Source organism: Methyloversatilis discipulorum (assembly GCF_000527135.1).
GTDB classification, from domain to species: domain Bacteria; phylum Pseudomonadota; class Gammaproteobacteria; order Burkholderiales; family Rhodocyclaceae; genus Methyloversatilis; species Methyloversatilis discipulorum.
This window is the reverse complement of record NZ_AZUP01000001.1, coordinates 2160259-2185004: the sequence shown is the minus strand read 5'-3', so window position 1 is coordinate 2185004 and position 24746 is coordinate 2160259. Positions and strand designations below refer to the sequence as shown.

The window sequence follows — 24746 nt, the reverse complement described above, 5'->3', positions numbered from 1 at the left end:
GGTCAGAAGACCCCTCCCTCAAAATCCAGTCTCCGGTCGCCGATCGGGCGCACTCCCTGTGGGAGCGGCCTTGGCCGCGACGCGGCCGTCGCGGTCCGCCGTCGGGGTCAGAAGACCCCTCCCACAGAATCCCCGCTCCGGCCCCGGTTCGGCCGCGATGTCAGAGTTGGCGAATCAGCCCACCCGGATCGGCACGAACAGGCGGTTGTCGCCACGCTGGATCAGCAGTGCGATGCGACCCTTGGCCTTTTCCACCAGCTTTGCCAGTTCTTCCGCGCTGCCGACCGGCTGGCCGTTCACCGCGAGGATGGCGTCGCCCGGCTGGATGCCGGCCTGTGCGGCCACGCCGCCGGCGTCGGCCACGACCAGGCCGCGAGTGACGCCCAGTTGCTGCGATTCGGCACCGGTCAGCGGGCGCACGGCGAGGCCGAGCCGGTCGCGGATCGGTCCGCTGTCACGACCACCCTCGTCGAGCGCGGCCACCTCGTTGTCGCTCTGCTCACCCAGCGTCGCGCTCAGGTCGCGCTCTGCACCCTGGCGCCAAACCTTCATCTTCACCGTCTTGCCCGGCGCCAGATTGCCGATCACCTTCGGCAGGTCGAAGGAATCGGACACGGCTCGGCCATCGACCGACAGGATCACGTCGCCGGCCTGCAGACCGGCCTTGTCGGCCGGACCGCCCTGTTCGACGTTGGCGACCAGTGCGCCGCGTGCGCGGTCCAGACCGAAACTGTCGGCCAGTTCGCGCGTGATCGGCTGGATGCTGACGCCAAGACGGGCGTGCTTGGCGCGTCCGTACTGCTTGATCTGGTCGGCCACCCGCATCGCAACGTCAATCGGAATGGCGAAGGACAGACCCATGAAGCCGCCGGTGCGCGAATAGATCTGCGAATTGATGCCGATCACCTCGCCGTTCAGGTTGAACAGCGGGCCACCGGAATTGCCCGGGTTGATCGCCACGTCGGTCTGGATGAAGGGCACCAGCGATTCGTCCGGCAGCGCGCGCGACTTGGCGCTGACGATGCCAGCCGTCACCGTGTTCTCGAAGCCGAAGGGGGCGCCGATGGCCGCTACCCATTCGCCGACGCGGGTAGTTTCGGCATTGCCCAGCTTCACCGCCGGCAGGTTTTTCGCCTCGATCTTGATCAGCGCGACGTCGGTGCGCTTGTCGCTGCCGATCACCTTGGCCTTGTATTCGCGCTTGTCAGTGAACTTGACCGTCACCTCGGCGGCATCGGCCACCACGTGCGCATTGGTCAGGATGTAGCCGTCCGGGCTGATGACGAAGCCGGAACCGATGCCGCGCGGTGCCGGGCCCTCGCCGCCGCGCTGCGGGTTCTGCGGCACCGGGATGCCGAAGCGGCGGAAGAACTCGAACATCGGGTCATTCGGATTGACAGCCACGCGCGAAGGCTTGCCGATCACGCTGATGTTCACCACGGACGGCGAGGTCTGTTCGACCAGCGTGCTGAAATCCGGCAGACCGGCAACCAGGGGCGCCGTCGTCGGCGCGGTGATCGGCGCCGCCTGTGCAATCTGCACCGGCTTCGACTGCGGTGCCGCTTCGGCGTGACGCATCCAGTCGACCGTCGTCGCCGTGGCGCCCAGCCCGAAGGCGGTCGCGGTCAGCGCGGCGAGTGCGGTACGAGACAGCTTGATCTTCATCGATGTCCTCTCCTGACGTGTGTTTGCGCGCCTGACAATCTGTCCGGAACGAGTCGGCGCAACTTGTGGGCGAACGATGGAGCGGGCCCGCTGGCGGGCTGTTCCGGCGGCTTTCATCCGGAAACAATCGTCAAGCCGCGGGCCGAGGGTCTGTTGACATTGAATCGCGCGCTGCAAACCCGGTTCGCGATTCAAGGTCAACAGACCCTAGCGCTGTTCAATCTGGGGAGCAAAAACGCCATATCAAGGGTCACAGAGTGCTCAAACCTCTTGAAAACCCGGACCTGCACCGCCACCATGACCGGTCCGGGTCGCCGAAGGCGGGCATGAGCCGGCCGCCGATCCACCATATATATAAGTACAGGAAGAACATGAAGAGCACTGACACCGGTCGTCCGACCCGCGAAGAAGCCGAAGCGGCCGTTCGCACCCTGATTCGCTGGACCGGCGACGATCCGACGCGCGAAGGCCTGATCGATACGCCCAAGCGCGTGGTCAAGTCCTACGAGGAATTCTTTGCGGGCTACGCTGAAGATCCGCGCGAAATCCTGTCCCGCACCTTCGAGGAAGTCGAGGGCTACGACGAAGTGATCGCGCTGACCGGCATCCGCTTCGAAAGCCACTGCGAACACCACATGGTGCCCATCATCGGCACCGCGCACGTGGCCTATCTGCCGGATCGCCGCGTGGTCGGCATTTCCAAGCTGGCGCGGCTGGTCGAGGTGTTCGCCAAGCGCCTGCAGATCCAGGAGAAGATGACCGTGCAGGTAGCCGACACGCTGTACGAGGTGCTGCAGCCGCGCGGCGTGGCGGTCGTGATCGAGGCCGCGCACGAATGCATGACCACGCGTGGCGTGCACAAGCCGGGCGTGGCCATGGTCACCAGCCGCATGCTGGGGCTGTTCCGTGACGATGCGCGCACCCGCCGCGAGTTCTTCGACCTGATCGGCCGTTCCGGCGGCAGCGGCAGCTGCGGCGTCTGAATTCGCGCAGTGGTCCGCATCGCGGACGCAAAAAGCCCGGGTGTAGATCGCCCGGGCTTTTTTGTGCCCGCGACCCCTGTAAGAAGTGACCGGCGACATGGTTCCGATGCTGCCGGGTTCGATGCAGTCGGCTACCTGCTGGGCACCGGGCCTGCGCCGCCCCGCCGCCTTGGCTTGAGTTCGCCCTGTTGCGCAAAAACCACAAGACTTGATCCAGGGGCATACGTAATTCAACGCATGGCTTGCGGCCGACTTTGCTGCTTCGGTACAGTCCGCCACACCTTCTGAAGCTCCGAAGGTGTGTAGCCCGGCAGTGCAGCGGCCGCGAGGCCGAATACGATCCGGGCACCCACTATCATCGCAAGAGGAGATTTGCGTAATGTCCAAGAAACTGCTTGCCGCTGCCATCGCCGCAGCGCTCGCCCCGGCCGCCGTCATGGCCGAAGCTTCCAACGTGACCATCTACGGTCGTGTCGATTACGGTTTCATGTCCCGCGGTGGTGACAGCGGTGGCCTCGCTCAAGGTGGCCGCGTTGGTCGTCTGAACGATTTTGAAGACGGTATCCTCGGCACCAACCGTTTCGGCTTCAAGGGTACGGAAGACCTGGGCAACGGCCTGAAGGCCATCTACGAATTCGAATTCGGCTTCTCGGGCGACAGTGGCACCTCGTTCGGTTCTACCACCAACCGTCACAGCTGGATTGGTCTGACTGGTGCGTTCGGTACCGCCCTCGGCGGCCGCGTTGATGGTGCCCGTTACTCCTTCGTCGGCAAGTATGACCCGTTCAAGAACCAGACCGTTGCCAACGCCGGTTCGCTGTTTGGCGTGACCTCGGGTCTCGGCCAGGCTGACCGTGCTGACAACGCCGTTGTGTACATCACCCCGGAACTGGCCCCCGGCCTGAAGTTCCTGGCTGCGTACACCACTTCGCTGCTGTCTGAAGCAGGTTCGGGCGCGATCGCGACGCAGAGCGTTGAGTACGGCGACACCCCGCTGTACGCCGTTGCTGCAATGTATGACAACGGCCCGATCAGCCTGCTGCTCGACTACGAAAACCTCCAGATCAAGAAGACCGGTGTGGGCGGCAGCGATTTCGAATTCGACCTGTGGGTTGCTGGCGCGAGCTACGACTTCGGCGTGGCCAAGCTGTCGGCCTACTACGAAAGCACCGAAGGTGACGACACCGCCTCGAAGGCTGTTTCGAACGGCGACGGCTGGCTGATCGGTGTGTCGGCTCCGGTGACCTCGAACATCACCCTGAAGGCTTCGTACGTCAAGGCTAACGACGATCGCGCTGCTGACAGCGATTGCTCGAAGTGGGGCATCGGCGGCGAGTACGCCTTCTCGAAGCGCACCACCGCGTACGCAACCTACGCCAAGATCAACAACGACGATCTGGCCCGTTGCGGCATCTCGAAGAACGCTGCCGGCGGCAATGGCACGGGTTCGGGCGGCGCCAACGGCACCGGCTACGGCGATTCCGGCTTCAACGTCGGTCTCGCTCACACCTTCTAATCGGTTTCCGATCAGAAAGTCGTGCTCAAACGGGCGCCTTCGGGCGCCCGTTTTTCGTTGACCTGCAACATCGAGCCGATTCGATCAGTGATCGGGATGGCAGGAATACCTCCGGGCTCATCTGTTGGATGAGCTGGCGGCGCTTATCGCTGGTGGAATGGATGCATGCCGAGGCGCGGATCAATGCCTGGAGACGCTTGCCAGCCGCTGGTAAGCCGGATGTCGACGCGGGTGTCCCGATGCTGCGGGGCCGATCAGCCAGCTGGATCGTGGCGCGACATGTCGTAGCGATCGTCGTCACGATCGCGCCGCAAACTGTCAGCCCTCGTTAGCCGATCGAGTTGCGCGGGGTTGCTCTCACACCGACGCCGCTCACCCCGCATCAAGCAGGATGTCCACGCTGTCCGTCCTCAGCTGTGAGCTGTCTTCCTTGCGCCCGATCAGCCTATACACCACGGTGTCGCCCTTGCCTTTCAGGTAGAGCGTTTGCGGTTCGTGGAAGTCGTAGCGGCTGCGCAGCCGGAGATAGGTCGCGGTATCGACCTGCACCATGCCGGGGACGCCCTCGGTGGTGATGCGGCTGGCCAGATTCACCGTGTCGCCCCACAGGTCGTAGATGAATTTCTTCTTGCCGACGACGCCGGCGACGACCGGGCCGGTGCCTATGCCTATGCGCAGATCGAGCAGCACGCCGGTGCCGGTGGTCTGGTTACGCAGCCAGTCGCGCATTTCAAGTGCGAGGTCGGCGACGGCGGCGGTGTAGTCGGCATTTCCGGAATTCAGTCCGCCGGCCACCATGTAGGCGTCGCCTATGGTTTTGATCTTCTCCAGGCCGCGCGCCTCGGCCTGTTCGTCGAAGCGGGAGAACACGCGGTTCAGCATCGAGAACACCTGTGACGGCGTCATGCCGGCGGCGACCTGGGTGAAGTTCACGATGTCGGCGAACATGACGCTGACGTCGGCGAAGCCGTCGGCGATGTTCTTCTCGTTCTGCTTGAGACGCTCGGCGACCGGCCCCGGCAGTATGTTCAGCAGCAGTCGCTCCGAACGTTCCTGTTCCTGTTCCAGCAATGTGTGCGCCTCGGCCAGCCGGCGCGCGATGATCTGTTTCTGTTCGATGGCGAAGCGCAGCAGCATGAACACGATGCTCGATACCGCCAGGAAGTTCAGCGCAAAGAACACGACGCTGGTTTCGACCGGCACCAGTGCGTTGCGGTAGGTCGCGGCATCGGCGAGGTAGTAGTCGAAGAAACCGGTCAGCGCGACCAGGAAGGCGTAGGCGAAGAACCAGGCCAGCGCCTCGCGCGCGCCGATGCACAGGATGGCGCCTATCGGTGCCAGCAGGCCCCACAGCAGGATGCCGCTGGCGGTGATGAAGTTGCCGATCGCCCACTGCGCAACGAAGGGCGCGAACAGGAAAAGTCCGAGCTGGGTGCTGCGGAACAGACGGAAATTGCCGCCGTACAGGAAGAGGGCGAGGTTGCCCGCCAGCAGCAGCTGATAGGCGAAGGGCAGCGTGGCCGATAGTTGCGGACCCAGGCTCCAGTAGACCGCCAGCCACAGCGTCGAGGCGACGCAGACCAGGCCGGTTGCCAATACCAGCAGCGACTTGTTGAGGCGCTCGTCGGCGCTGTCCGATGGCAGGATGCCGCCGCTGCGCAGACGGGTGAAGAAGCCGGTACTCATCGCGGGCGTTCTGGACGGTCGATCAGTGTCACGCCCCGGATCATGGCAACTGCCCCGAAGCGATCATGCGGCCGAACAGCACGTAGCGCGATTCCCACAGCACCAGGTCGTCGAATTCGCCGCCGACCGCGTCCGCGCTGCTGCTGCCCTCCCGCGCATACAGCGTCTGGTCGGCATCATTTGCGGGTTGGGAGCTGTTCGCGTCTTCGTCAATGTTGCTCGTCGAATCGTCGGCGATCAGTGTGCCGACCGCAGTCGTCGCGCCGCGGCCGTTCTCGCCATGCGACCACAGCGCGTAGGCGACCGCCGTCTGGGTGACGATTTCGGAAGGTGTTCCGGCCGCGTCGCGCGCGATGATCTTTATGCTGCCGATGTCACTGAGCGCGATGCGCCCGGCCGGGCTCTTCACCATTCCGGACGATACGACGTAGCCAAGCCTGTTGCCCCAGCCGTCGAGTCCGCGTACGCCCAGCGTCGTCCACGGCAACAGGCCGCGCCGGCTGGCGCAACTGCCGCCGGCGCGGCTCTGTTCGGTGCCGTCGGTGGCCGATACGGCGGGGCAGGGCAGCGAGCGGTTGGCGACCGCGTAGGCGGTGACCGCCTCGCGTGCCTCGCGCAGTGCGTCCTGCGTTTCGGCGATGCGCGCGCGCAGCATGGCCATCTGCAGCGTACCGATCGCGCCGACGCTGAGCAGCGCGATGATGGTCAGCGCCACCGCGATCTCGACCAGCGTGAATCCGCGTTCTGTTTTCATGTTCCACTGCATGGGCTGGCGCACGCCGGGAAGACGCCGAGCGCGCGCACGATGAAGGTACCGTCAGCCAGCGTGACGCGACCGCTGCTTGCGGTGACGCACACCTGGGTACACCAAAGATTCTGCGTCCACCAGGCATGGGGAGGCGTGCCGCCCGCAAGCTGGATGTCGCCGAGCACGCGCGCGCCAGCGGTCGCGAACAGGCGCGGTGTGTCCATGCCGAGCACGCTGTCGTTGAAGCCGTCGCCAGCGAGCAGCGTCACCGCATTCAGCCCGCTGCTGTGCGGGCGAGGCGTGCCGCCGACCTCGACATCCTCCAGGAACTGCGGGAGCTCGCCGCTGCGGCAGCCGGACAGACCGCTGACCGCGCCGCGCTGCTGGCCAGGCAGCGGCAGTCCAGGCGCAAAGATGACCGCCGCCAACTGGCGACCGGTGGTGCCTTCTGCGTTCACTTCGATGATCTCGCCCGGTGTGGCCGGATTCAGTGCCGGTTTGTTGGCCGACGTGCCGCGCTCGCTGGTCTGGATGTTGTTGCCGTAGCGCGGACTGCGGGCGTACCACAGACACTCTCCAGCGCCGTCGAGCAGCGGGCCCAGGCCCAGCGTGCGCCAGGGCAGGCGGCCGATGTGCGCGCTGCAGTTGAGGTCCGATACGCCGTCATTGTCGAGGTCGGGGCAGGGCAGGGCGCCTGGCGAATTGTCGTGGCTGCCGGCTGCATTGCCGAGCGCGCCGTAGGCGATCAGCGCCTCGCGCGCCCGCGCCAGCGCGCGCTCGGTGGCCAGCGCCGCTTCGGCGCCAGGCGGCGCCGATAGTGCGCGCGCCAGCGTGGCCATCGCCAGCAGGCCGAGCAGACCGACTGCGATCAGCAATGCGCTGCCGCGCTGACGACGTTTCATCGCGTGTGGCCCGGGCGGATGTCGATGGCGGCTCCGGAGGGTGCGGCTGCGCCGGCTTCGTCCACCGTCGCCTGCTCGCCCGGACGCAGACGCAGCGGGCGGCCGTCGGCACCCTTCAGTTGCAGGGTGGCGCCGACGGTACGGGCCGGCAGCGCCGACAGCGTTTCGCCATCGGCCGGCGCGCCATTGACGAACCAGGTCGGCGGGCCGGACGAACGGGTGACGACGCCGTCGTGGCGCACTGTGCCGACCTGACGCGGCGCCGTGTTGTCGACCGGCTGACCGCGACGGGCGTCCAGCCGGGCCCGTTCCTCGTCGCTGTAGAACAGTCTGCCCAGCGGCTGCGCCGCAGCGGCGCCGCAGAGCACGACGAGCAGCAGAGCGAGCGCGTGCCGCGTCACGAGCCCGCTCCCTGGCGTGGCCGGAAGGTGATCCAGTCGAGCAGGCAGTCGGCCACCAGCTGTTCGGCGTCACCGGCGACGGCGGCGCGCGTGACGCTGCATTCGCGCACGCGAACGACCGCTGACGCGTTGAATGCGAGGTCGTCGAGCAGCGCGATCAGCTGCCCCTCGTGCAGCAGCGGCATGCGGATGCGCAGCGTGCTGCCGGCGGCTTCGAGCTGATCGGCATCCGGCGGTGCGATCAGCGGGTCGAGCGGGCGCTGCGGCGAGAACTCGTAATCGACGGCGCCAAGCTGGTGGCGCGCGCGCGCGTCGCGGATCAGTTCCACCCAGGCCAGTCGCTGTTCGGTGCCGACCGCGCCACGCTCGACCAGATGGCGGAAGCGGTCGATCTTGGCGGCGATCTCCGCTTCTTCGGCACGTGCGCCGGCGAGTGCGCGCTGCGCCTCGGTGCGGGCGACCAAGGCGCGCTCGTGCGCCTGCCGCACGTCACCGGCGAGGCGCGTGCTGGCCCAGACCGCTGCGGCGCCGGCCAGTGCCATCGCGAGGGCCAGCAGGGCGCTGCCGCCCGCCTTGCGCAGATCTTCCAGCCTGATCATGGCGTCAGCATCCGGCTGATGCGCAGCGAGAAGGGCGGCGCATTTCCGGCGTCGGTCTGCTCGGTGCGCGTGCCGCCGCGCAATACCTGGCCTGATTCGAGATCGAAGGGCTGGCGCAGCACCTGAACCTCCAATCCCGGGCGTGCGCGCAACTGGCCGGCCAGCGCGTCGACCACCTCCAGCGCACGTCGTTGCTGCACGCCGAATTCCTCCGGCAGGTGGGCGTGCACGATCAGCTCGGCGCGCATCGGCGGTAGGACACCGCTGTTCGCGTTTGCTGGGTCGGTGGCGAGTCGCCACTCGAGCTTGTCCAGCGTCACCTGCGGCAGCTGTTCGAGTACCGTCCCCAGCTCGCGCATCAGGCTGTCAGGCATCGCGCTGCGCTGTTCGATCTGCAGGCTGCGCTCATGCACGACGCGCAGCGTGTCCAGCGGTACCGGCGTCGGCGGCAGCCGGCGGATGATGTCGGCGCGCGCACGCTGCGCGCGCTGCGCGTCGTCGTTCAGGCGCAGCGTGTCCTGTCGCATTTCGAAGCTGTCGAGTGCGCTGTGCGCCGAGAACAGCAGACAGGCCGCCAGCGCGACGCTGCCGGCGGCGCGCAGCGCGAAGCGGGTGAGCCAGAGGCGGTGAAAGCGTCGTTCGGCCGACGGCGCGAACTGTTCCGCCGGCGTGCTGCGCATCAGCGCCTGCACGAACAGTGTTTCGCTGTTCATGTCCTGCGGCGGCGGGCGCAGGCCGAGGCGGGCAGCCGCCTGTGCGCTGTCTATCAGTTCGAACTGCAGCGTGTCATTCGACCGGCAGGCGAGCGCGAAGTCGTCCATGTTTGCCGGCGGTACCAGCACGCGCACGGTCAGCGGCGTGTTGCGGGCGATCAGGCGCTGGCCGAGCAGATAGGGATGCAGCCGCCGCGCCTCTTCGGCGCAGGCCCGCGGCAGGTCGTTGCTGGACAGCGCGCTCAGCGGCGTGAGGCGCGAGAAGCGCAGCCGGCCGCCCTCGAAGAAGCTCTGTCGCACGCCGGCCGGGCTGATGCCCAGAAGCAAGGTCTGGCCTTCGGTCAGGCGCAGCCGGTCGAGGATAGGCTCGCTGACCAGCGGCACGCTGTGGATGCCGCTCAGGGCCGCTTCCGCACCGCGCAGCGCCGCCAGCCAGGGCTCCAGATGAGCGGGGCGGGTGAGCGCGCAGAACAGCACCTGCTCGTCGCGGCGACCGCTGCGCAGCCGGCCGAGAGAATGCGCGCAGGTGAAAGGGGTGCCGAAGAAATGCTGCGCCAGCTTGCGCCGCAGCAGCGACACGCGGTCGCCGCCGCGGACGAAGGGCACGTTTTCGGCGACGAAGGCTTCGTCCACCAGATCGCACAGCAGCAGGAAGAGGCTGTCGCGGCGCTGGCGCAGGAACTCGGCGAACTGCGCATGGCCCTCGGCGTCGTTGGCGAAACGCCCGCGCAGTGTCACCTCGCCGGACCGCCATCCCCAGGCGACCAGTTGCGTGGCGTCGAGATAGAGCACGTGGCGGCGCGGCATCAGATCTTCAGCCGGGTCAGCATGTCGTAGACCGGCCCCAGCACCGAGAAGGCGACGCCCATCAGCAGCAGGCCGAGCACCAGCGTCAGCGTCGGTTCCATCGCCGCCTGCGCGCGGGCGATCGATTCGCGCACATCGCGCGTGTAGAAGTAGGACACCTCGCGCAGCGCGCGGTCGAGTGCGCCGGTGCTTTCGCCGACGCGCAGCATGCGCACCACCAGCGGCGGGAACAGGCCCACGCTCTGGAAGGCGGCGGTCACGTTCTGGCCCTGGCCGATCAGCATGCCGGCACGCCGCAGCGAGTCGCGCACCGCCTCGTTGCCGACCACGTCCTCCGACGTACGCACGGCGTCGATGATGGGGATGCCGGCGCCGTACATCATCGCGAACATGCTGGCGAAGCGCGACAGCACCACCTTGTGCAGGATGGGACCGACCACCGGCAGATTGAGCTTGATCCAGTCCACCCGCTGGCGCAGCGCCGGGTTGAAGCGCAGCAGTGACGCGCCGCCGATCACTGCCAGCACGACGAGCAGGATGAGCGCCGGCCACCAGACCTGCAGGAATTCCGACGTAGCCATCAGGATGCGCGTCTGCAGCGGCAGTTCGAGCCCGGTGTTGCGGAAGAAGCGCGCCAGATCGGGCACCACCACCAGCATCAGCACGCCGATCACGAGCAGCAGGAAGGTGCCGACGATGGCCGGATAGGTGAGCAGGCGGCGGGTCTGCGACACCAGTTCGTCCTCCCACTTGAAAGCCTCGACCTGCTCGCGCAGCACTTCCGGCAGGTTGCCGGTCAGTTCGCCGGCGCGCACCAGCGCGCAGAACACCTTGCTGAACGCCGACGGATGCTCCGCCATGGCCTGCGACAGCGAGCGTCCGCCCTCGATGCTTTCGACCAGCGAGGCGACGATCTCGCGCATGCGCGGGTGGTCGGTCGAGTCGCGCAGGTCGGTCAGCGCTTCGATCAGCGGTACGCCGGAGCGCACCAGCTGTTCCAGATGGAAGCTGAAATTGATCAGTTCGATGCGCGGCAGGCTGTGGCCGAACAGCGGTTGCGCGTGCTTCATCGGCTGGCCGTTCACGAAGTCGAGCTGCATGCGCTTCAGGCGCATTTCCAGATCGACCAGATTGGCGGCGTCCATGCGGCCGAACACCATGCGGCCCTGCGCGTTCATCGCCTTGTACGAGAAGATGGCCACCGTGCTATCTCGCGTACCAGTCGGGGCCGCCCTGGCTCATGCGCTCGGTCAGATCGACCACGCGTGCCAGTTCCTCCAGCGAGGTCGAACCGTCGAGCACGCGTCGCAGACCGTCCTCGGCCAGCGTGCGGAAGCCCTTGGCGCGTGCCGCGTTGCGCAGTTCGCGCGCGGTGGCGCGGCGGGCGACCAGCTCGTCGAGGTCCGAATCCATGCGCAGCAGTTCCATCACCGCCAGCCGGCCACGGTAGCCGGTGAATTCACAGGCCGGGCAGCCGACCGCATCGTGGATGTCCGGCGGATTGCCGTCGCGCACACCGAGCAGATGCACTTCGTGCGGTTCGGCCGCGCGCGCACGGCGGCAATAGATGCACAGCCGACGCAGCAGGCGTTGCGCGATCACGCCGATGATGTTGCCGGCCATGATGTCCGGCAGGATGCCGATGTCGAGCAGGCGCGGAATGGCGCCCAGCGCCGAATTGGTGTGCAGCGTCGAATACACCTGGTGGCCGGTCATCGCGGCGCGGAAGGCCATGTCGGCGGTTTCGGCGTCGCGGATCTCGCCGACCAGGATGATGTCCGGGTCCTGCCGCATCATCGAGCGCACGCCGTTGGCGAAGTCGAGCTTGACCGATTCGGCGACCGAGGTCTGGCGGATCAGCGCCATCGGGTACTCGACCGGATCCTCCAGCGTCATGATGTTCACGCCTTCGGAATTGATGTGGTTCAGCACCGAGTAGAGCGTGGTGGTCTTGCCGCTGCCGGTCGGGCCGGTGGCGAGGATGATGCCTTCCGGCCGCGCGATCATCAGTTTCAGCTGGTCGAGCTGCGACTCGGCCAGACCGAGGCCGTCGAGCGGCACGATGCCGCGCGCGCGGTCGAGAATGCGCAGCACGATGTTCTCGCCATGCAGCGTCGGCTGCGAAGACACGCGGAAATCGACGGCGCGGCCACTGACCGTGAGCGAAATGCGGCCGTCCTGCGGTGCGCGCATTTCGGCGATATTCATGCCGGCCATCACCTTGATGCGCACCGCCATCGCCGGCCAGTAGGAGCGGTGCAGCGCGCGGATCTGCCGCAGCAGGCCGTCGATGCGGTAGCGGATGCGCAGGAAGCCGGCTTCCGGTTCGAAGTGGATGTCGGACGCCTCGCGCTTGACGGCATCGGTCAGCAGCGCGTCGATCAGGCGCACCACCGGCTGGCTGTATTCGTCGGCCGAGGCGGCCAGCGCGCGGTAGTCGACCTCGCCGGTTTCCAGCTCGGTCAGGATGCCTTCGATCGACAGTTCGTGGCCGTAGGCCTGGTCGATCGCGTGCGCCAGCTCGGTTTCGCCGGCCAGCACGGTATCGAGGTCCATGCCTTCGGGCAGCAGCGCGCGCAGCTGGTCGAGGGCGACGATGTCGTTCACGTCGGACACTGCGACCGTCAGCCGGCGCGCGGTTGGCGCGTAATTCAGCGGCAGCAGCAGGTGGCGCTTGGCCAGCGCCTGCGGTACCAGGCGCAGCGCGTCGGCATCGACCAGCGCGTGCGTCAGGTCGACCGTGCGCTTGCCCAGCGTGACGCCGAGCGCGTCGCGCAGCGTCGCTTCGCTGACGAAACCGAGCTGCACCAGCAGCCGGCCCATCGGAATGTTCTGCCGCTGCTGCTCCTGCAGCGCAATACGCAGCTGGTCCTCTGACACCAGTCCCTGGGCCAGCAGCATTTGGCCAAGCGGCTGGCGTTGCGGTTTGACCGGTGCATTCATCGCGTCAGCGCGCCTCCAGCGACTGGATGCGGGTGGCGACCGCGTCGGCGTCGAAGGCTGCCGCCTGCTGCGCGCGCAGCGACATCGCCTCGCGGTAGTACTGCAGAGCGAGTCTGGGCTGGCGCAGCTGGTCCAGGCTGACGGCGAGGTTGTAGGCGTGGTCGGGCTGCTCGGGCGCCAGCGTGTAGGCGTTGAAATAGGCTTGCTGTGCCTCGCGCCAGCGCGCCTGCGATGCGTACAGCGAACCGAGCGCAAAGGCCGCGGCGGCCGATTTCGGCTGCGCGGCCGCAATGTCGAGCAGGCGTGCTTCCTGGACCGCCGGGTCGACGTTGTCGCTGAGTGCGACGCGGGCGGCCGTGTCCGACGGATCTACTTCGGCGATGCGCCGCATCAGCTGGCGAACGCCGGCTTCGTCGCGCCGGTGTTGGGCCAACGCGGCGAGGCCGTGCAGCGCGTCGGGGTTGCGCGGATCGGCGCGCAGCGCGCGTTCGTAGGCGACGCGGGCGCGGTCGAACTCGCCAGCCTGGAAGGCGGCATAGCCATCGGCCACGTCCTGCGGCACGGCGGGTGCATTGCGGGTGATGCGGATCGGCGCGGCGGCGGGTGCCGGCGCCGGCGCCTCGACCGCCGGCGGGTTTGCCGTCAGCTGACCGGACAGGAAACGGGACGAATCCGGCACCGCCGGCGCGGTGAGCGCGGCTACGGGAAGCGCGGGCCGGCTCGGGGCGGCCGGCTCGGCAGCAGGTGCGGTAGCGGCCGGGGTGGCGACGGCCACCGGAGATTGTTCGACCGGAGGCTGTACCGGTTCGGCCGTGGGCGTGTTCATCGGGGCCGCGACGGAGGCCGCTGCGGGTATCGAAGGCGCGGACCGGCCGCTGTCCAGCGACGACAGCTGCCAGGCGACCCAGCCGCCGACGCACAGCAACAGCAGCGCGCCGCTGCCGAGCAGCCAGGTCAGGGAGGACGGGCGAGCGGCCGGCTTCTTCGCATCGAACAGCAGACGCGCGGCCTCGCTGCCCGGACTGGCGGGCGGCGCAACGAACGGCGTGGGTTCCGGCACGTCGAGCCCGGCGAAGCGGGCGGCTTGAGCGATTTCGTCGTCGATCAGTTCGAGCTCGTGTGCCGGCGTGATGCGCGGGGTGGCGGGCGCCGGTGGCGGCTCGGCCGGGGACGTTTCGCCGCCACCTTCATCGTCGCGACGCTTGGCCGCCTCGGCCTTCTTCAGCGCCTCCAGCAGTAGGCTCACGGCGCCGGCTCCACGATCGGCGCTTTCGGCGGCTGCAGCGTCGGTGGCGGAAAGGTCGGCGTCAGGAAATCGCGACCCGGCAGCGCGCTGCTCAGCGGCGCGTAGTCGCCGTCCAGGCTGGCGTCGGCGATGACCACCGGGCGGATCAGCACCACCAGTTCGGTCTTGCGCGAGGTTTCGTTGCGCGCCGACAGCAGCGGGCCGAGTATCGGCAGCACCGACACGCCCGGAATGCTGTCGCGACGGAAATTGATCTCGTCCTGCATCAGCCCGCCGAGCACGGCGGTTTCGCCGCTGGCCACGCGCATCACCGACTCGAGTTCGCGCGTCTGGATGACTGGCACCAGATTGGGTGCGCTGAGGTCGGGCGTCGGATCCTGCGCGTCGCCCACCTTGCGCGAGATCGTCGGCCGTACGTTGAGCAGCACGAAGCCGTCGGCGCTGATCTGCGGCGTCACCGCCATCACCAGGCCGACCGATACCGAGCGCGGCGTCGCGGTGAAGCTGCGCACCGCCTGCGTATTGGTGTTGGCGACGACGTCTGACTTGATTTCGAAGTAGACGATGTTGTTGACCACCTTGAGCAGCGCAGTCTGGTTGTTCAGCACCGACAGTTTCGGGCTGGACAGCACTTTCACGTCGCCATAGGTTTCGAGCAGCTTGATGCTGTCCGACAGTTCGCGGTTGCGTCCGAGCCCGATGGCGAAGGGCTGATTGGTGGTGAAGTCGGTCGAGGTGGTGTTCAGCGACAGCGTCGCGCCACCGCGCTTGCCGCCGCCGGCGAAGGCGGTCCAGTCTATGCCCTGCTGGTAGTTGTCGGTCAGCTGCACCTCGGCGATGGTTGCTTCGATCAGCACCTGACGGCGCGCGATGCGCGTCACCTGGGTGATGAATTCCTGCACCTTCTCGTGCTGGCGCGAGGTGGCGCGCACATTGATGACGCCGGTCTCGGGATTCAGGATGACGGCTGCCGCTTCGCGGAAGGTGGTCCGCCGTTCAGGCGGCGTTGCCGTGCCCTCGGCACCGGCCACCGGTGTCACCGGCGCTTCGCTGCTCTCCGCCGGCAGCAGCTTGTCGGTCTCGCGCAGCAGGTCGCGGATGTTGCGTTCCAGCGATTCCCAGAAGCGATTCCGCGCGACGTTCTCGATGCGCGTGCTCGAACTGTTGCCGGCCGCCGTAGCACCCGTGCCGACGACGCTGGCACCGCCGCCGGCGCTGCTGACCGCGGCCGAGCTGGTCGAGGCGATCTGCGTGTTGATCGATACCGCGCCGGTCACGTCGCGCGACATGTTCACGTAGTCGACGCGGTAGCTGCGCAGGAAGGGGGCGTCCGGCATCACCACCAGGTTCTGGCCGTCCAGTTCGAAACGCATGTCCACCTGATGGGCGATGCGCGCCAGCAGCTGCGGCAGCGTCTGGTCGATCGCGTTCAGCGTGACCGCGCCTTCGATGCCCGGGTGGATGTCGACGTTGACCCGTGCGTCGCGCGCCAGTGCGAACAGCAGTTCGCGCACCGGCACTTGGTTCACCACCACGCTGTAGGTCTCGGTCTTGTGTCGCGGTTGCGGCTGCGGTGGCGAGAGCGGCCGGGTGACCGGCGGCGGGATGTCGTCGGCCGGTCGTGCCGCGGGCTTGTCGGCCAGTACATGGGCGGTCGAGGCCGGCTGCGGCGCATGTACGGCGCAGCCGGTCAGCAGCGCCATCAAGGCGCCGAGCAGACCGATGCGGCAGTGACGGGAGGGCCGTCCGGCCCGGGTGTCGGCAGGTTCAGCACGCATCGATGCGGTCATGGTCGCGATGGCGGACGGGGTTCGGGAAAGGATGGTACGCGCAATCATTGGCGGATCAAGATGATGCGCGGGCCATCGTACACGATAAATTCCAACGTCATTGAGCGTCGGTGCGCAGGCTGCGCAGCTGGCGCACGACCGGTCGCGTGCCGCGTATCCAGTCGGGCATCGCGTCGACCGCCTGCTGCGCGCTGCGCAGATCGGCGAAATCGCCGTAGATCACCGCCAGCTGCGCATCGCCTGCGCCGTCCGTGCGGTAGGCGCGCAGCTGTTGCGGATCGAGCGCGCGGCCGGCGCGGCGTACGTAGTCCAGCACATGATCGGCGCGGCCGGCGGGCACCGACATCAGCTGCACGAACCACCGCTCGCCCGGGGCCGTGGTCGACCAGGTCCGGCTCGCCGCCAGCAGCGACTCCAGCGGATCGGCAGACGCCGGCGCGGGTGGCGTGGCTGGTTCTTGCGCGCTCGCCGGCGGTTTGGCCGGTGCGGGCGTCGCCGCCGGCGGTGTCGCTGCGATCGCCTCTGCGCGGGCGGCCACGACGTCGGCGACCGGCGGCTCGGCCACCCGCTCGTTGCGGCCGAGCAGGTAGCCGGCGCCGAGCAGCGCGACTGCGCCCAGCAGGCGCAGCGCGCTGCCTGCTGCCGTGCGCGGTGGCGGCAGGTCAGCGCGCGTCTGCGTGTCCGCGGCCGCGCGCTGCGCGTCGGCCAGCGTCACCGCGTGCGCGTTGCGGGCGAAGGCGGCGAGCAGGGCCTTGTCGGCCAGCACGTTGATGCGTCGGGTGAGACCACCGGAGTCGCGCGCGATGCGCGACGTCGCCGCCCGCTCGAACACCGCCGGGCCGCGATAGCCGGCGGCACGCATGCGGAAATCGATATAGGTCGCGACGTCGTCCGGCGCCAGCGGGTCGAGCCGGAAGTGCTGCGTGATGCGGTCTTTCAGCTGGCGCATATCCGGCCGGTCAAGCAGCGCGTCGAGCTCCGGCTGGCCGAACAGCGCGATCTTGATCAGCTTGTGGCGCTCGGATTCGAGATTGGACAGCAGGCGGATCTGTTCCAGCGTGTCGGCCGGCATCGCGTGCGCTTCGTCGATCAGCAGCACGATCTGCCGACCGGCTGCGAACTCGGCGACCAGCGCCTGCTGTACCGCGCGCAGCATGCGGTGAGCGCTGTCGCCGGCGGCATCGACGCAGCCCAGCTCGTCGGCCAGCACGGCCAGCAGCTCGCCGCGGTTCATCAGCGGATCGGCCAGATAGATCGCGCGCAGGTGCGGCGGCAGTCTGCCGATGAGTACGCGCGCCAGCATGGTCTTGCCAGTGCCGACCTCGCCGCTCACCTTGACCAGCCCCTCTTCGCGGCCGAGTGCATAGACCAGTGCGTCGAGCAGCGCGCTGCGATTGGCGCCGCCGAAGAAGAAATCCGCGTGCGGTGTGATCAGGAAGGGCGCTTCGCGCAGGCCGAAGTGGTCGAGATACATGTCAGTCCTGCCCGCCGGCGTCGCCGTCCGGCGCTTCCATCCGGTGGTACAGCGTGGTGCGCGCGATGCCGAGCAGGCGTGCCGCCGCGCTGACGTTGCCGCGCGCCAGGCGCATTGCCGCATCTATATAGGCGGATTCCCATTCGCGCAGCTTGGCGTCAAGGCGGAAGCCGCCGGCACGCAGTTCTGCGGTGGCGATGTCGATCAGGTCGCCGTCCTGGCACGCAGCCGCACCGCTGCGTATGGTCGGATCGAACTCGGCGAGCAGGGCTTCGCGCCCGACCTCCTGCCCCGGGTATTTGGTGGCGAGGCGGATGACGATGTTGCGCAGTTCGCGCACATTGCCGGGAAAGCCGTAATCCAGCCAGGCAGCGCGCGCCGCGGCGTCGAGCGCGAAGGGCGGGCGGGCGAGCTGAGCGCAGAACTGGCTGCGGAAATGGTCGAGCAGGCGCAGGCGGTCTTCGCCCATGTCGCGCAGCGGCGGCAGCGAAATGGTGAATACGCTGAGCCGGTGATACAGATCGGAACGGAAGCGGCCGGCGCGCACTTCGGCGCCGAGGTCGCGGTTGGTGGCGGCGACGATGCGTGCGTTCGAACGCCGCAACTGGGTTTCGCCGACGCGCTGGAACTCGCCGTTCTCCAGCACGCGCAGCAGCTTGGCCTGCAGGTCCAGCGGCAGTTCGCCGATCTCGTCGAGGAAAAGCGTGCCGGCGGCGGCTTCCTCGAAATAGCCGGCGCGCGCCGACTGCGCGCCGGTGAAGGCGCCGCGGGCGTGACCGAACAGCGTCGGTTCGACGAGGCTGGGCGAGATCGCCGCGCAGTTCAGCGCCAGGAAGGGGCGGTCGCCGCCGCCGACGGCGTGCAGGCGGTTGGCCACGATGTCCTTGCCGGTGCCGGATTCGCCTTCGATCAGCACCGGGTAGGGCAGGCTTGCGTACTGCTCGATCTGCGCGCGCAGGCGTTCCATCTGCGCGCTGACGCCGATCAGGGCCGGCAGGGCAGGCGCGTCTTCCTCGCGGCAGGTCCGGGCGAGCTGGCGCAGCAGCGCATTGAGCGCCTGCGGCTGCGCCGGTTTGGCGACGAATTCGGTGGCACCGAGTGCGCGTGCGTGGCGCGCGACCTTCTCCTCGCCCTGGCCCGACAGCACGACGATGCGCGTGTCCGGCGAATGCGCCAGCAGGTCGGCGATCAGCGCGTAACCTTCATCGGGTCGGTGCGGGTCGGGTGGCAGGCCGAGATCGATCAGCGCCAGCGCCGGCGGCCCCGGCTGCTCGCGCAACCATTGGATGGCGGCAGCACGCGAGGCGTGACTGACCACGTCGAAATCCGCTTCGAGCAGGAAGGACAGCGAGTCGGCAATCAGCGGATCGTCGTCGACGATGAGCAGACCTGGGCGGCTCGCAGGGGATCGGGCTGAATTCGGCATGTGCCGGCCATCATAGCGCAGCGCGCAGCGGTGGATTCCGCCCGGCGGGGCCGGCCGGCGCGTCTGCTACAATCCGCGACCTTTACCACAAGACCGTTCCGCGCTCGTGTCCGCTTCCCCTCCGGCCGAAGACATTCTGGTCGACCTGTCGAGTGTCGACTTCGCGTACGACAAGCGGCCCATCCTGACCGGCATCAATCTGCGCATTCCGCGCGGCAAGCTCGTCGCCATCATGGGTGGCAGCGGCTGCGGCAAGACGACACTGCTGCGCCTGATCGGCGGTCAGCTGAAGCCGACCGCCGGCCGCATCCAGGTGGCCGAGCACGATCTGGCCAAGCTGTCGCGCCGCGACATGTACGCGCTGCGCCGGCGCATGGGCATGCTGTTCCAGTTTGGCGCGCTGTTCACCGATCTGACCGTTTTCGACAACGTCGCTTTCCCGCTGCGCGAGCACACCGATCTGCCGGAAGACATGATCCGCGATCTGGTGCTGATGAAGCTGCACGCGGTCGGTCTGCGCGGCGCGCACAAGCTGATGCCGAACGAGCTGTCCGGCGGCATGTCGCGCCGGGTGGCGCTGGCGCGCGCGGTGGCGCTCGATCCGATGCTCATCATGTACGACGAGCCCTTTGCCGGTCTCGATCCGATCTCGCTGGCGGTGGTCGGTCAGCTCATCCGCAAGCTCAATGACGCGCTGGGCGCCAGTTCCATCATGGTGACGCACGACGTGCACGAATCGCTGGAAATCGTTGATTACATCTACTTCCTGTCCGGCGGCAAGGTAGTGGCGCAAGGTACGCCGGACGAGATCCGTGCCTCGACCGACCCCTTCGTGAAGCAGTTCGTCAATGCCGAAACCGACGGGCCGCTGCCCTTCCACTACCCGACCGACGACTACCGCAAGGCCCTGATGGAGGTCCGTTCATGATCGCGCGCGTGTTCCGCGCCATGGGCGCCCGCACCGTCGATGGCATCTGGCGGCTGGGTTTCGCCACCCGCTTCTTCTTCGCCATCCTGCTGCGCTCGGGCACTTCGTTCGCGCGCTTTCAGCTGACGATTCGCGAGGTGTTCTCGACCGGCGTGCTGTCGCTCATCATCATCCTGGTGTCCGGCTTCTTCGTCGGCCTGGTGCTCGGCCTGCAGGGCTACGAAACGCTGCAACGCTACGGTTCCAGTGAGGCGCTGGGCATCCTGGTCGCACTGTCGCTGGTGCGCGAACTCGGCCCGGTCGTTGCCGGCCTGCTGTTCGCCAGTCGCGCCGGCTCGGCGCTGACTGCCGAAATCGGCCTGATGAAGACGACCGAGCAGCTGAAGGCGATGGACATGATGGCGGTCGACCCGATCGCCCGCGTCGTTGCACCCCGCTTCTGGGGGGGCGTCATTTCGATGCCACTGCTGGCCGCCCTGTTCTCGACCATGGGCGTGTTTGGCGCCTGGTTCATCGGCGTCGTGTTCATCGGTGTCGATGACGGCGCTTTCTGGTCGCAGATGCAGGCGTCGGTCGATTTCCGCTACGACATCGTGAATGGCGTCATCAAGAGCGTCGTTTTCGGCTTCGCGGTCGCGCTGATCGCGGTTTTTGAAGGTTATGACTCGGCGCCCACCGCCGAGGGCGTGTCGCGGGCGATCACCCGTACCGTCGTCAATTCGGCGCTGGCCATTCTGGCGCTGGACTTTGTGCTGACCTCCTTCATGTTCAGGGGCAATGGATGAACCGTACCGTTCTCGACCTGTGGGTCGGTGTTTTTGTCGCCGTCGGCGTGGCTGCAGTGTTGTTTCTGGCACTAAAGGTCGGCAACCTTGCGTCCGCTAACATCGGGGAGACATACAGGCTGCAAGCCAACTTTGATAACATCGGCGGCCTGAAACCGCGTGCGCCCGTCAAAAGCTCGGGCGTCGTGGTGGGCCGGGTGACGGAAATCACTTTTGACCCGAATCTGTATGTCGCCGTGGTGAAAATGGATGTGGACAAGCGCTACAGTTTCCCGCGCGACACCTTCGCAACCATTCTGACCTCGGGTTTGCTGGGTGAGCAGTACATCGGTTTCGAAGTCGGTGGCGACGCCGAAATGCTTCAGGCCGGTGCCACCATCACCAAGACGCAGTCTGCAGTGGTGCTTGAAAAGCTGATCAGCCAGTTCATGTTCAACAAGGCTGCCGAGAGCCCGACCGCTCCCGAGCAGTGACGTACCGAATGCATAGCCGGGAAGCCCGACAGATGACCAAAACCAACAAGCAGTCGAATCTCAACATCCGCTCGGTGCTTGCCGCCACCGCTGCAGCCGCGCTGTTCACTGGCTGTGCGACCTCGGGCAATCCCAAGGATCCGATCGAAGGCTACAACCGCGCGATGTTCTCGTTCAACGAGACGGTCGACAAGGCGGTGATCAAGCCGGTCGCCCAGGGCTACGACTTCGTGATGCCGGATCCAGTGCAGACCGGCGTATCCAATTTCTTCGCCAACATCGCCGACCTGTGGACGGGCGTGAACAACCTGCTGCAGGGCAAGCCGGTCGATGCGCTGTCGGATGCCGGCCGCGTGCTGGTCAACTCGACTCTGGGCATTCTCGGCCTGTTCGACGTCGCGACGCCGATGGGCCTCGAAAAGCACGAGGAAGACTTCGGTCAGACCCTCGGCCGCTGGGGCGTCGGCGATGGCGCCTATGTGGTGCTGCCGATTCTCGGCCCGCGCACCGTGCGCGACACCTTCGGTCTGGCTGCGGACATCTATGTCGATCCGGTGCGTGACGCCGACGGTCATCGCGGCTACCGCAACACCGCCATCGCGCTGCGCGCCATCGACACCCGTGCCAACCTGCTGAAGGCAGAGGATGCGCTCGAAGCGGCAGCGATCGACAAATACGCCTACGTGCGTGACGCTTACCTGCAGCATCGCCGCAGTGCCATCCATGACGGCAACCCGCCGCGCGAGGCGGATGACTCGGCGTCGCTGCCGAGCGCGAACCTTCTGACGATGGAACCGCTCGAATCGACGTGGACGATGATGCTTGTCGGCGCGCCGGAGAAGTCGGACGTTGATGCAGCGAATGCGTCCGAGCCGGCCACCGAATCGGTGGACACCGCAGCCGTCTCGTTCTGATCGGCAAGCCCGGCGCTACGCCGGGCAGCGCGGTCATCACGGCCTGTCGCGTTCCGACAGGCCTCTTTCTTTTCCGGGAGCACATATGTTCAAGCGCTTTGTTCAATTGCTGATGATTGCCTTCACGGCAAGTGCGGTCGCGCAGGCGAACGTGATGAAGGCGCCCGACGTGCTGGTCAAGGAAGTAACCGAAGATGTCCTGACCACGCTGCGCACCGATCCGTCGATCAAGGCCGGCGATACGGCCAAGACGGCGGAACTGGTCGAAACCCGCGTGCTGCCGCATTTCAATTTCACGCGCATGACGGCGCTGGCGCTGGGCAAGGAGTGGCGCGCGACGACGCCCGAACAGAAGAAGGTGCTGACTGAAGAGTTCCGCACCCTTCTCGTCCGCACTTATTCGAACGCGCTGACCAGCTACCGCAATCAGACCATCGATTACCGCCCGTTCAAGATGGGCGCTGCCGACACCGACGTGACGGTGCGCACCCAGATCAATCAGCCGGGCGGTCGCCCGATCCCCCTCGACTACGCGCTGGAGAAGAAGGAAGAGGGCTGGAAGGTGTACGACGTGATGGTGTCGGGCGTCAGCCTCGTGACCAACTATCGCGAAACCTTTGCCGCAGAGATTCGTGCCGGTGGTGTCGATGGTCTGGTGAAGACCTTGCGCGCCAAGAACGCTTCGAACGTGCCGGCTCCGCTGCCCGCACCCGCCGCGGCGGCCAAATGATCGCACTCGACAACGGCGTGCTCCGCGTCAGCGGCACGATGCGACTGCCCGAGGCGATGGCGCTGCGCGACGCCGGCCTCGCGCTGCTGCCCTCGGCAACGTCCATCGACCTGTCCGCGGTCGAGGACGTCGATTCTTCGGCCATCGCCGTGCTGCTCGCGTGGGAACGCGCGAGCGGCGGCAGCGATGGCCCGCTGCCGGTCACCGGCGCACCGGCCGGATTGACCAGCCTGGCTCTTTTGTACGAGGTGTCGTCCTATTGCGGGCTGGATGCCGACGACGCGACCGCTCGCTGATATGTGTCTCTTCCGGCCTCCCCCGGTGGCCGGTACGTAGTTCTTTCATGCCTGATTCCACCCCTGCCTTGCTGATCGAGGGCGTCTGCAAGCGATTCGGTTCGCTGCAGGCGCTCGACCACGTTACGCTCGACGTGAAGCAGGGCGAGTTCTTTGGCCTGCTCGGGCCGAACGGTGCCGGCAAGACCACGCTGATCTCGGCCATGGCCGGCCTGTGCCGTGCCGATTCCGGCTCGATCCGCGTGCTCGGGCACGATACGGTGACCGACTACCGCGCCGCGCGCGCCCGGCTGGGTGTCGTGCCGCAGGAACTGGTGTTCGATCCCTTCTTCACCGTGCGCGAAACGTTGCGCATCCAGTCCGGCTATTTTGGCCTGCGCCGCAACGACGACTGGATCGACGAAATCCTGCACCGGCTCGATCTCGACGCGAAGGCGGACGTCAATATGCGTCGCTTGTCGGGCGGCATGAAGCGTCGCGTGCTGGTGGCGCAGGCGCTGGTGCATCGGCCGCCGCTGATCGTGCTCGACGAGCCGACCGCCGGTGTCGACGTGGAACTGCGCCAGGGTCTGTGGGCCTTCGTACGCGACCTGAACAAGCAGGGCCACACCATCGTGCTCACCACGCACTACCTGGAAGAGGCGGAAAGCCTGTGCGGCCGCATCGCCATGCTGAAGCAGGGCCGCGTAGTGGCCCTGGAACGGACGACCGACCTGCTGTCGCGCCGTGTGCAGCAGACGCTGCGCCTGCGTCTGGGCAGCGGCGCCGCGTTGCCGGCCGAGTTTCGTACGATGGCGCGCGCCACGCCGGACGGCCGGGTTGCCATCGTGCTCGACAGCGCGGATGACGTGGCGGCCTGTCTCGCTCGCTTGCACGCGGCCGGCGTTGTACTCGACGACATCGAACTGGTGAAGCCCGATCTCGAGGACGTGTTCATCGCCATGATGCAGGAGGCCGCCTGATGAGCATGGCGCTGCGCACCCTGCTGTACAAGGAACTGCTGCGGTTCTGGAAGGTGAGCTTCCAGACGGTCGGCGCGCCGGTGCTGACCGCGCTGCTCTATCTGCTGGTGTTTTCGCACGTGCTCGACCGCACGGTCGACGTCTATGGCGGCGTCAGCTACACCGCCTTCCTGGTGCCGGGGCTGGTCATGATGAGCCTGCTGCAGAACGCCTTCGCCAACAGTTCGTCGTCGCTGATCCAGTCCAAGGTGACCGGAAACATCGTGTTCGTGCTGCTGCCGCCGATTTCCTACCGCGAGTTCTTCGCCGCCTATGTGCTCGCCGCGGTCATCCGTGGCCTGGTGGTCGGCGCAGGCGTCTGGCTGGTGACGCTGTGGTTCGTCGAACTTTCGTATGCCCACCCACTGTGGATACTGTTTTTCGCCACGGTGGGTGGAGCAATTCTTGCAAGTCTCGGCGTGATTGCGGGCATCTGGGCCGACAAGTTCGACCAGCTGGCCGCTTTCCAGAATTTCGTCGTGATGCCGCTCACCTTCCTGTCGGGTGTGTTCTACTCCATACACACGCTGCCCGACTTCTGGCAGGCGGTGTCGCACCTGAACCCTTTTTTCTACATGATCGACGGTTTCCGTTACGGCTTCTTCGGACAGTCGGACGTTTCCCCGTGGATCAGCGCCCTGGTCGCGGCCGGCAGTTTCGCGGTGCTTGCGGGCATCACGCTGAACATGCTGGCGCGCGGCTACAAACTGAGAAGTTGAA

Annotated in this window: 23 protein-coding genes; 10 read left to right on the top strand and 13 right to left on the bottom strand. The window is 67.0% G+C overall.

The window, feature by feature from the left end; genetic code table 11:
- Window positions 1–174: 174 nt before the first annotated feature.
- Entirely contained in the window at window positions 175–1665 is a 1491-nt protein-coding gene (locus METFAM1_RS0110085; protein WP_019919490.1) for a DegQ family serine endoprotease, read from the bottom strand.
- Between the two features lie 326 nt (window positions 1666–1991).
- Here METFAM1_RS0110085 and folE point away from each other — a divergent pair, with 326 nt between their 5' ends.
- Complete coding sequence (gene folE, locus METFAM1_RS0110075) at window positions 1992–2648, top strand: GTP cyclohydrolase I FolE (RefSeq protein ID WP_232419723.1); 657 nt, start codon at window positions 1992–1994, stop codon at window positions 2646–2648.
- 379 nt (window positions 2649–3027) lie between these two features.
- Window positions 3028–4164 (top strand): porin, encoded by a 1137-nt coding sequence (locus tag METFAM1_RS0110070; RefSeq protein ID WP_019919487.1) that lies wholly within the window; start codon window positions 3028–3030, stop codon window positions 4162–4164.
- 372 nt (window positions 4165–4536) lie between these two features.
- Here the strand turns inward: METFAM1_RS0110070 and METFAM1_RS0110065 are convergent, their stop codons facing one another.
- From METFAM1_RS0110065 to METFAM1_RS0110010, 12 genes are all read right to left on the bottom strand, one after another.
- On the bottom strand, window positions 4537–5850 hold the full coding sequence (locus tag METFAM1_RS0110065) for an adenylate/guanylate cyclase domain-containing protein (RefSeq protein WP_019919486.1): 1314 nt from the start codon (window positions 5848–5850) through the stop codon (window positions 4537–4539).
- Between the two features lie 40 nt (window positions 5851–5890).
- Complete coding sequence (locus METFAM1_RS0110060) at window positions 5891–6604, bottom strand: type II secretion system protein (protein WP_019919485.1); 714 nt, start codon at window positions 6602–6604, stop codon at window positions 5891–5893.
- Window positions 6601–7500, bottom strand: a complete 900-nt coding sequence (locus tag METFAM1_RS0110055) for a hypothetical protein (protein ID WP_019919484.1) — start codon at window positions 7498–7500, stop codon at window positions 6601–6603. Before METFAM1_RS0110055 ends, METFAM1_RS0110060 begins: the two co-directional genes overlap by 4 nt.
- On the bottom strand, window positions 7497–7901 hold the full coding sequence (locus METFAM1_RS0110050) for a hypothetical protein (protein ID WP_019919483.1): 405 nt from the start codon (window positions 7899–7901) through the stop codon (window positions 7497–7499). The genes METFAM1_RS0110055 and METFAM1_RS0110050 overlap by 4 nt, the downstream gene beginning before the upstream one ends.
- Window positions 7898–8500 carry a hypothetical protein gene (locus METFAM1_RS0110045; RefSeq protein ID WP_019919482.1) on the bottom strand — a complete coding sequence of 201 codons (603 nt, stop codon included), beginning with the start codon at window positions 8498–8500 and terminating at the stop codon, window positions 7898–7900. The genes METFAM1_RS0110050 and METFAM1_RS0110045 overlap by 4 nt, the downstream gene beginning before the upstream one ends.
- The gene (locus tag METFAM1_RS0110040; RefSeq protein WP_019919481.1) at window positions 8497–10020 is read right to left on the bottom strand and encodes a hypothetical protein; all 1524 of its coding nucleotides are present in this window, start codon (window positions 10018–10020) and stop codon (window positions 8497–8499) included. Before METFAM1_RS0110040 ends, METFAM1_RS0110045 begins: the two co-directional genes overlap by 4 nt.
- Window positions 10020–11222 (bottom strand): type II secretion system F family protein, encoded by a 1203-nt coding sequence (locus METFAM1_RS0110035; RefSeq protein ID WP_019919480.1) that lies wholly within the window; start codon window positions 11220–11222, stop codon window positions 10020–10022. Before METFAM1_RS0110035 ends, METFAM1_RS0110040 begins: the two co-directional genes overlap by 1 nt.
- A gap of 4 nt (window positions 11223–11226) precedes the next feature.
- Complete coding sequence (locus tag METFAM1_RS0110030; protein ID WP_019919479.1) at window positions 11227–12963, bottom strand: GspE/PulE family protein; 1737 nt, start codon at window positions 12961–12963, stop codon at window positions 11227–11229.
- Window positions 12964–12967: 4 nt separating this feature from the next.
- Window positions 12968–14209 (bottom strand): tetratricopeptide repeat protein, encoded by a 1242-nt coding sequence (locus METFAM1_RS0110025; RefSeq protein ID WP_019919478.1) that lies wholly within the window; start codon window positions 14207–14209, stop codon window positions 12968–12970.
- Window positions 14206–15987: a type II secretion system protein GspD gene (locus METFAM1_RS0110020; RefSeq protein WP_232419721.1), complete on the bottom strand. Its 1782-nt coding sequence runs from the start codon at window positions 15985–15987 to the stop codon at window positions 14206–14208. The genes METFAM1_RS0110025 and METFAM1_RS0110020 overlap by 4 nt, the downstream gene beginning before the upstream one ends.
- A gap of 109 nt (window positions 15988–16096) precedes the next feature.
- Window positions 16097–17473: an ExeA family protein gene (locus METFAM1_RS0110015; protein WP_019919476.1), complete on the bottom strand. Its 1377-nt coding sequence runs from the start codon at window positions 17471–17473 to the stop codon at window positions 16097–16099.
- A 1-nt stretch (window position 17474) separates the two neighbouring features.
- On the bottom strand, window positions 17475–18899 hold the full coding sequence (locus METFAM1_RS0110010) for a sigma-54-dependent transcriptional regulator (protein ID WP_019919475.1): 1425 nt from the start codon (window positions 18897–18899) through the stop codon (window positions 17475–17477).
- 106 nt (window positions 18900–19005) lie between these two features.
- Here METFAM1_RS0110010 and METFAM1_RS0110005 point away from each other — a divergent pair, with 106 nt between their 5' ends.
- The 8 genes from METFAM1_RS0110005 to METFAM1_RS0109970 all read left to right on the top strand — a co-directional run bounded on the left by METFAM1_RS0110005 (window position 19006) and on the right by METFAM1_RS0109970 (window position 24745).
- Entirely contained in the window at window positions 19006–19827 is an 822-nt protein-coding gene (locus METFAM1_RS0110005) for an ABC transporter ATP-binding protein (protein ID WP_019919474.1), read from the top strand.
- Window positions 19824–20612, top strand: coding sequence for a lipid asymmetry maintenance ABC transporter permease subunit MlaE (mlaE, locus tag METFAM1_RS0110000; RefSeq protein ID WP_019919473.1), 789 nt, complete (start codon window positions 19824–19826; stop codon window positions 20610–20612). The genes METFAM1_RS0110005 and mlaE overlap by 4 nt, the downstream gene beginning before the upstream one ends.
- The gene (gene mlaD, locus METFAM1_RS0109995; RefSeq protein ID WP_019919472.1) at window positions 20609–21085 is read left to right on the top strand and encodes an outer membrane lipid asymmetry maintenance protein MlaD; all 477 of its coding nucleotides are present in this window, start codon (window positions 20609–20611) and stop codon (window positions 21083–21085) included. Before mlaE ends, mlaD begins: the two co-directional genes overlap by 4 nt.
- Before the next feature lie 32 nt (window positions 21086–21117).
- Window positions 21118–21999, top strand: a complete 882-nt coding sequence (locus METFAM1_RS0109990) for an MlaA family lipoprotein (protein WP_019919471.1) — start codon at window positions 21118–21120, stop codon at window positions 21997–21999.
- An 85-nt stretch (window positions 22000–22084) separates the two neighbouring features.
- On the top strand, window positions 22085–22729 hold the full coding sequence (locus METFAM1_RS0109985) for an MlaC/ttg2D family ABC transporter substrate-binding protein (RefSeq protein ID WP_019919470.1): 645 nt from the start codon (window positions 22085–22087) through the stop codon (window positions 22727–22729).
- A complete protein-coding gene (locus METFAM1_RS0109980; RefSeq protein ID WP_019919469.1) occupies window positions 22726–23025 on the top strand; it encodes an STAS domain-containing protein in 300 nt (99 codons plus the stop codon). Before METFAM1_RS0109985 ends, METFAM1_RS0109980 begins: the two co-directional genes overlap by 4 nt.
- Window positions 23026–23072: 47 nt before the next feature.
- Window positions 23073–23987: an ABC transporter ATP-binding protein gene (locus METFAM1_RS0109975; protein WP_029644340.1), complete on the top strand. Its 915-nt coding sequence runs from the start codon at window positions 23073–23075 to the stop codon at window positions 23985–23987.
- Window positions 23987–24745, top strand: a complete 759-nt coding sequence (locus METFAM1_RS0109970; RefSeq protein WP_019919467.1) for an ABC transporter permease — start codon at window positions 23987–23989, stop codon at window positions 24743–24745. The genes METFAM1_RS0109975 and METFAM1_RS0109970 overlap by 1 nt, the downstream gene beginning before the upstream one ends.
- Window position 24746 lies beyond the last annotated feature (1 nt).

Coding starts and splice junctions, on each gene's coding strand:
- METFAM1_RS0110085 (WP_019919490.1), bottom strand. CDS start 1,665: ATGAAGATCAAGCTGTCTCGTACCGCACTCGCCGCGCTGACCGCGACC.
- folE (WP_232419723.1), top strand. CDS start 1,992: ATGAGCCGGCCGCCGATCCACCATATATATAAGTACAGGAAGAACATG.
- METFAM1_RS0110070 (WP_019919487.1), top strand. CDS start 3,028: ATGTCCAAGAAACTGCTTGCCGCTGCCATCGCCGCAGCGCTCGCCCCG.
- METFAM1_RS0110065 (WP_019919486.1), bottom strand. CDS start 5,850: ATGAGTACCGGCTTCTTCACCCGTCTGCGCAGCGGCGGCATCCTGCCA.
- METFAM1_RS0110060 (WP_019919485.1), bottom strand. CDS start 6,604: ATGAAAACAGAACGCGGATTCACGCTGGTCGAGATCGCGGTGGCGCTG.
- METFAM1_RS0110055 (WP_019919484.1), bottom strand. CDS start 7,500: ATGAAACGTCGTCAGCGCGGCAGCGCATTGCTGATCGCAGTCGGTCTG.
- METFAM1_RS0110045 (WP_019919482.1), bottom strand. CDS start 8,500: ATGATCAGGCTGGAAGATCTGCGCAAGGCGGGCGGCAGCGCCCTGCTG.
- METFAM1_RS0110040 (WP_019919481.1), bottom strand. CDS start 10,020: ATGCCGCGCCGCCACGTGCTCTATCTCGACGCCACGCAACTGGTCGCC.
- METFAM1_RS0110030 (WP_019919479.1), bottom strand. CDS start 12,963: ATGAATGCACCGGTCAAACCGCAACGCCAGCCGCTTGGCCAAATGCTG.
- METFAM1_RS0110020 (WP_232419721.1), bottom strand. CDS start 15,987: ATGCGTGCTGAACCTGCCGACACCCGGGCCGGACGGCCCTCCCGTCAC.
- METFAM1_RS0110015 (WP_019919476.1), bottom strand. CDS start 17,473: ATGTATCTCGACCACTTCGGCCTGCGCGAAGCGCCCTTCCTGATCACA.
- METFAM1_RS0110010 (WP_019919475.1), bottom strand. CDS start 18,899: ATGCCGAATTCAGCCCGATCCCCTGCGAGCCGCCCAGGTCTGCTCATC.
- mlaE (WP_019919473.1), top strand. CDS start 19,824: ATGATCGCGCGCGTGTTCCGCGCCATGGGCGCCCGCACCGTCGATGGC.
- mlaD (WP_019919472.1), top strand. CDS start 20,609: ATGAACCGTACCGTTCTCGACCTGTGGGTCGGTGTTTTTGTCGCCGTC.
- METFAM1_RS0109990 (WP_019919471.1), top strand. CDS start 21,118: ATGACCAAAACCAACAAGCAGTCGAATCTCAACATCCGCTCGGTGCTT.
- METFAM1_RS0109985 (WP_019919470.1), top strand. CDS start 22,085: ATGTTCAAGCGCTTTGTTCAATTGCTGATGATTGCCTTCACGGCAAGT.
- METFAM1_RS0109980 (WP_019919469.1), top strand. CDS start 22,726: ATGATCGCACTCGACAACGGCGTGCTCCGCGTCAGCGGCACGATGCGA.
- METFAM1_RS0109975 (WP_029644340.1), top strand. CDS start 23,073: ATGCCTGATTCCACCCCTGCCTTGCTGATCGAGGGCGTCTGCAAGCGA.
- METFAM1_RS0109970 (WP_019919467.1), top strand. CDS start 23,987: ATGAGCATGGCGCTGCGCACCCTGCTGTACAAGGAACTGCTGCGGTTC.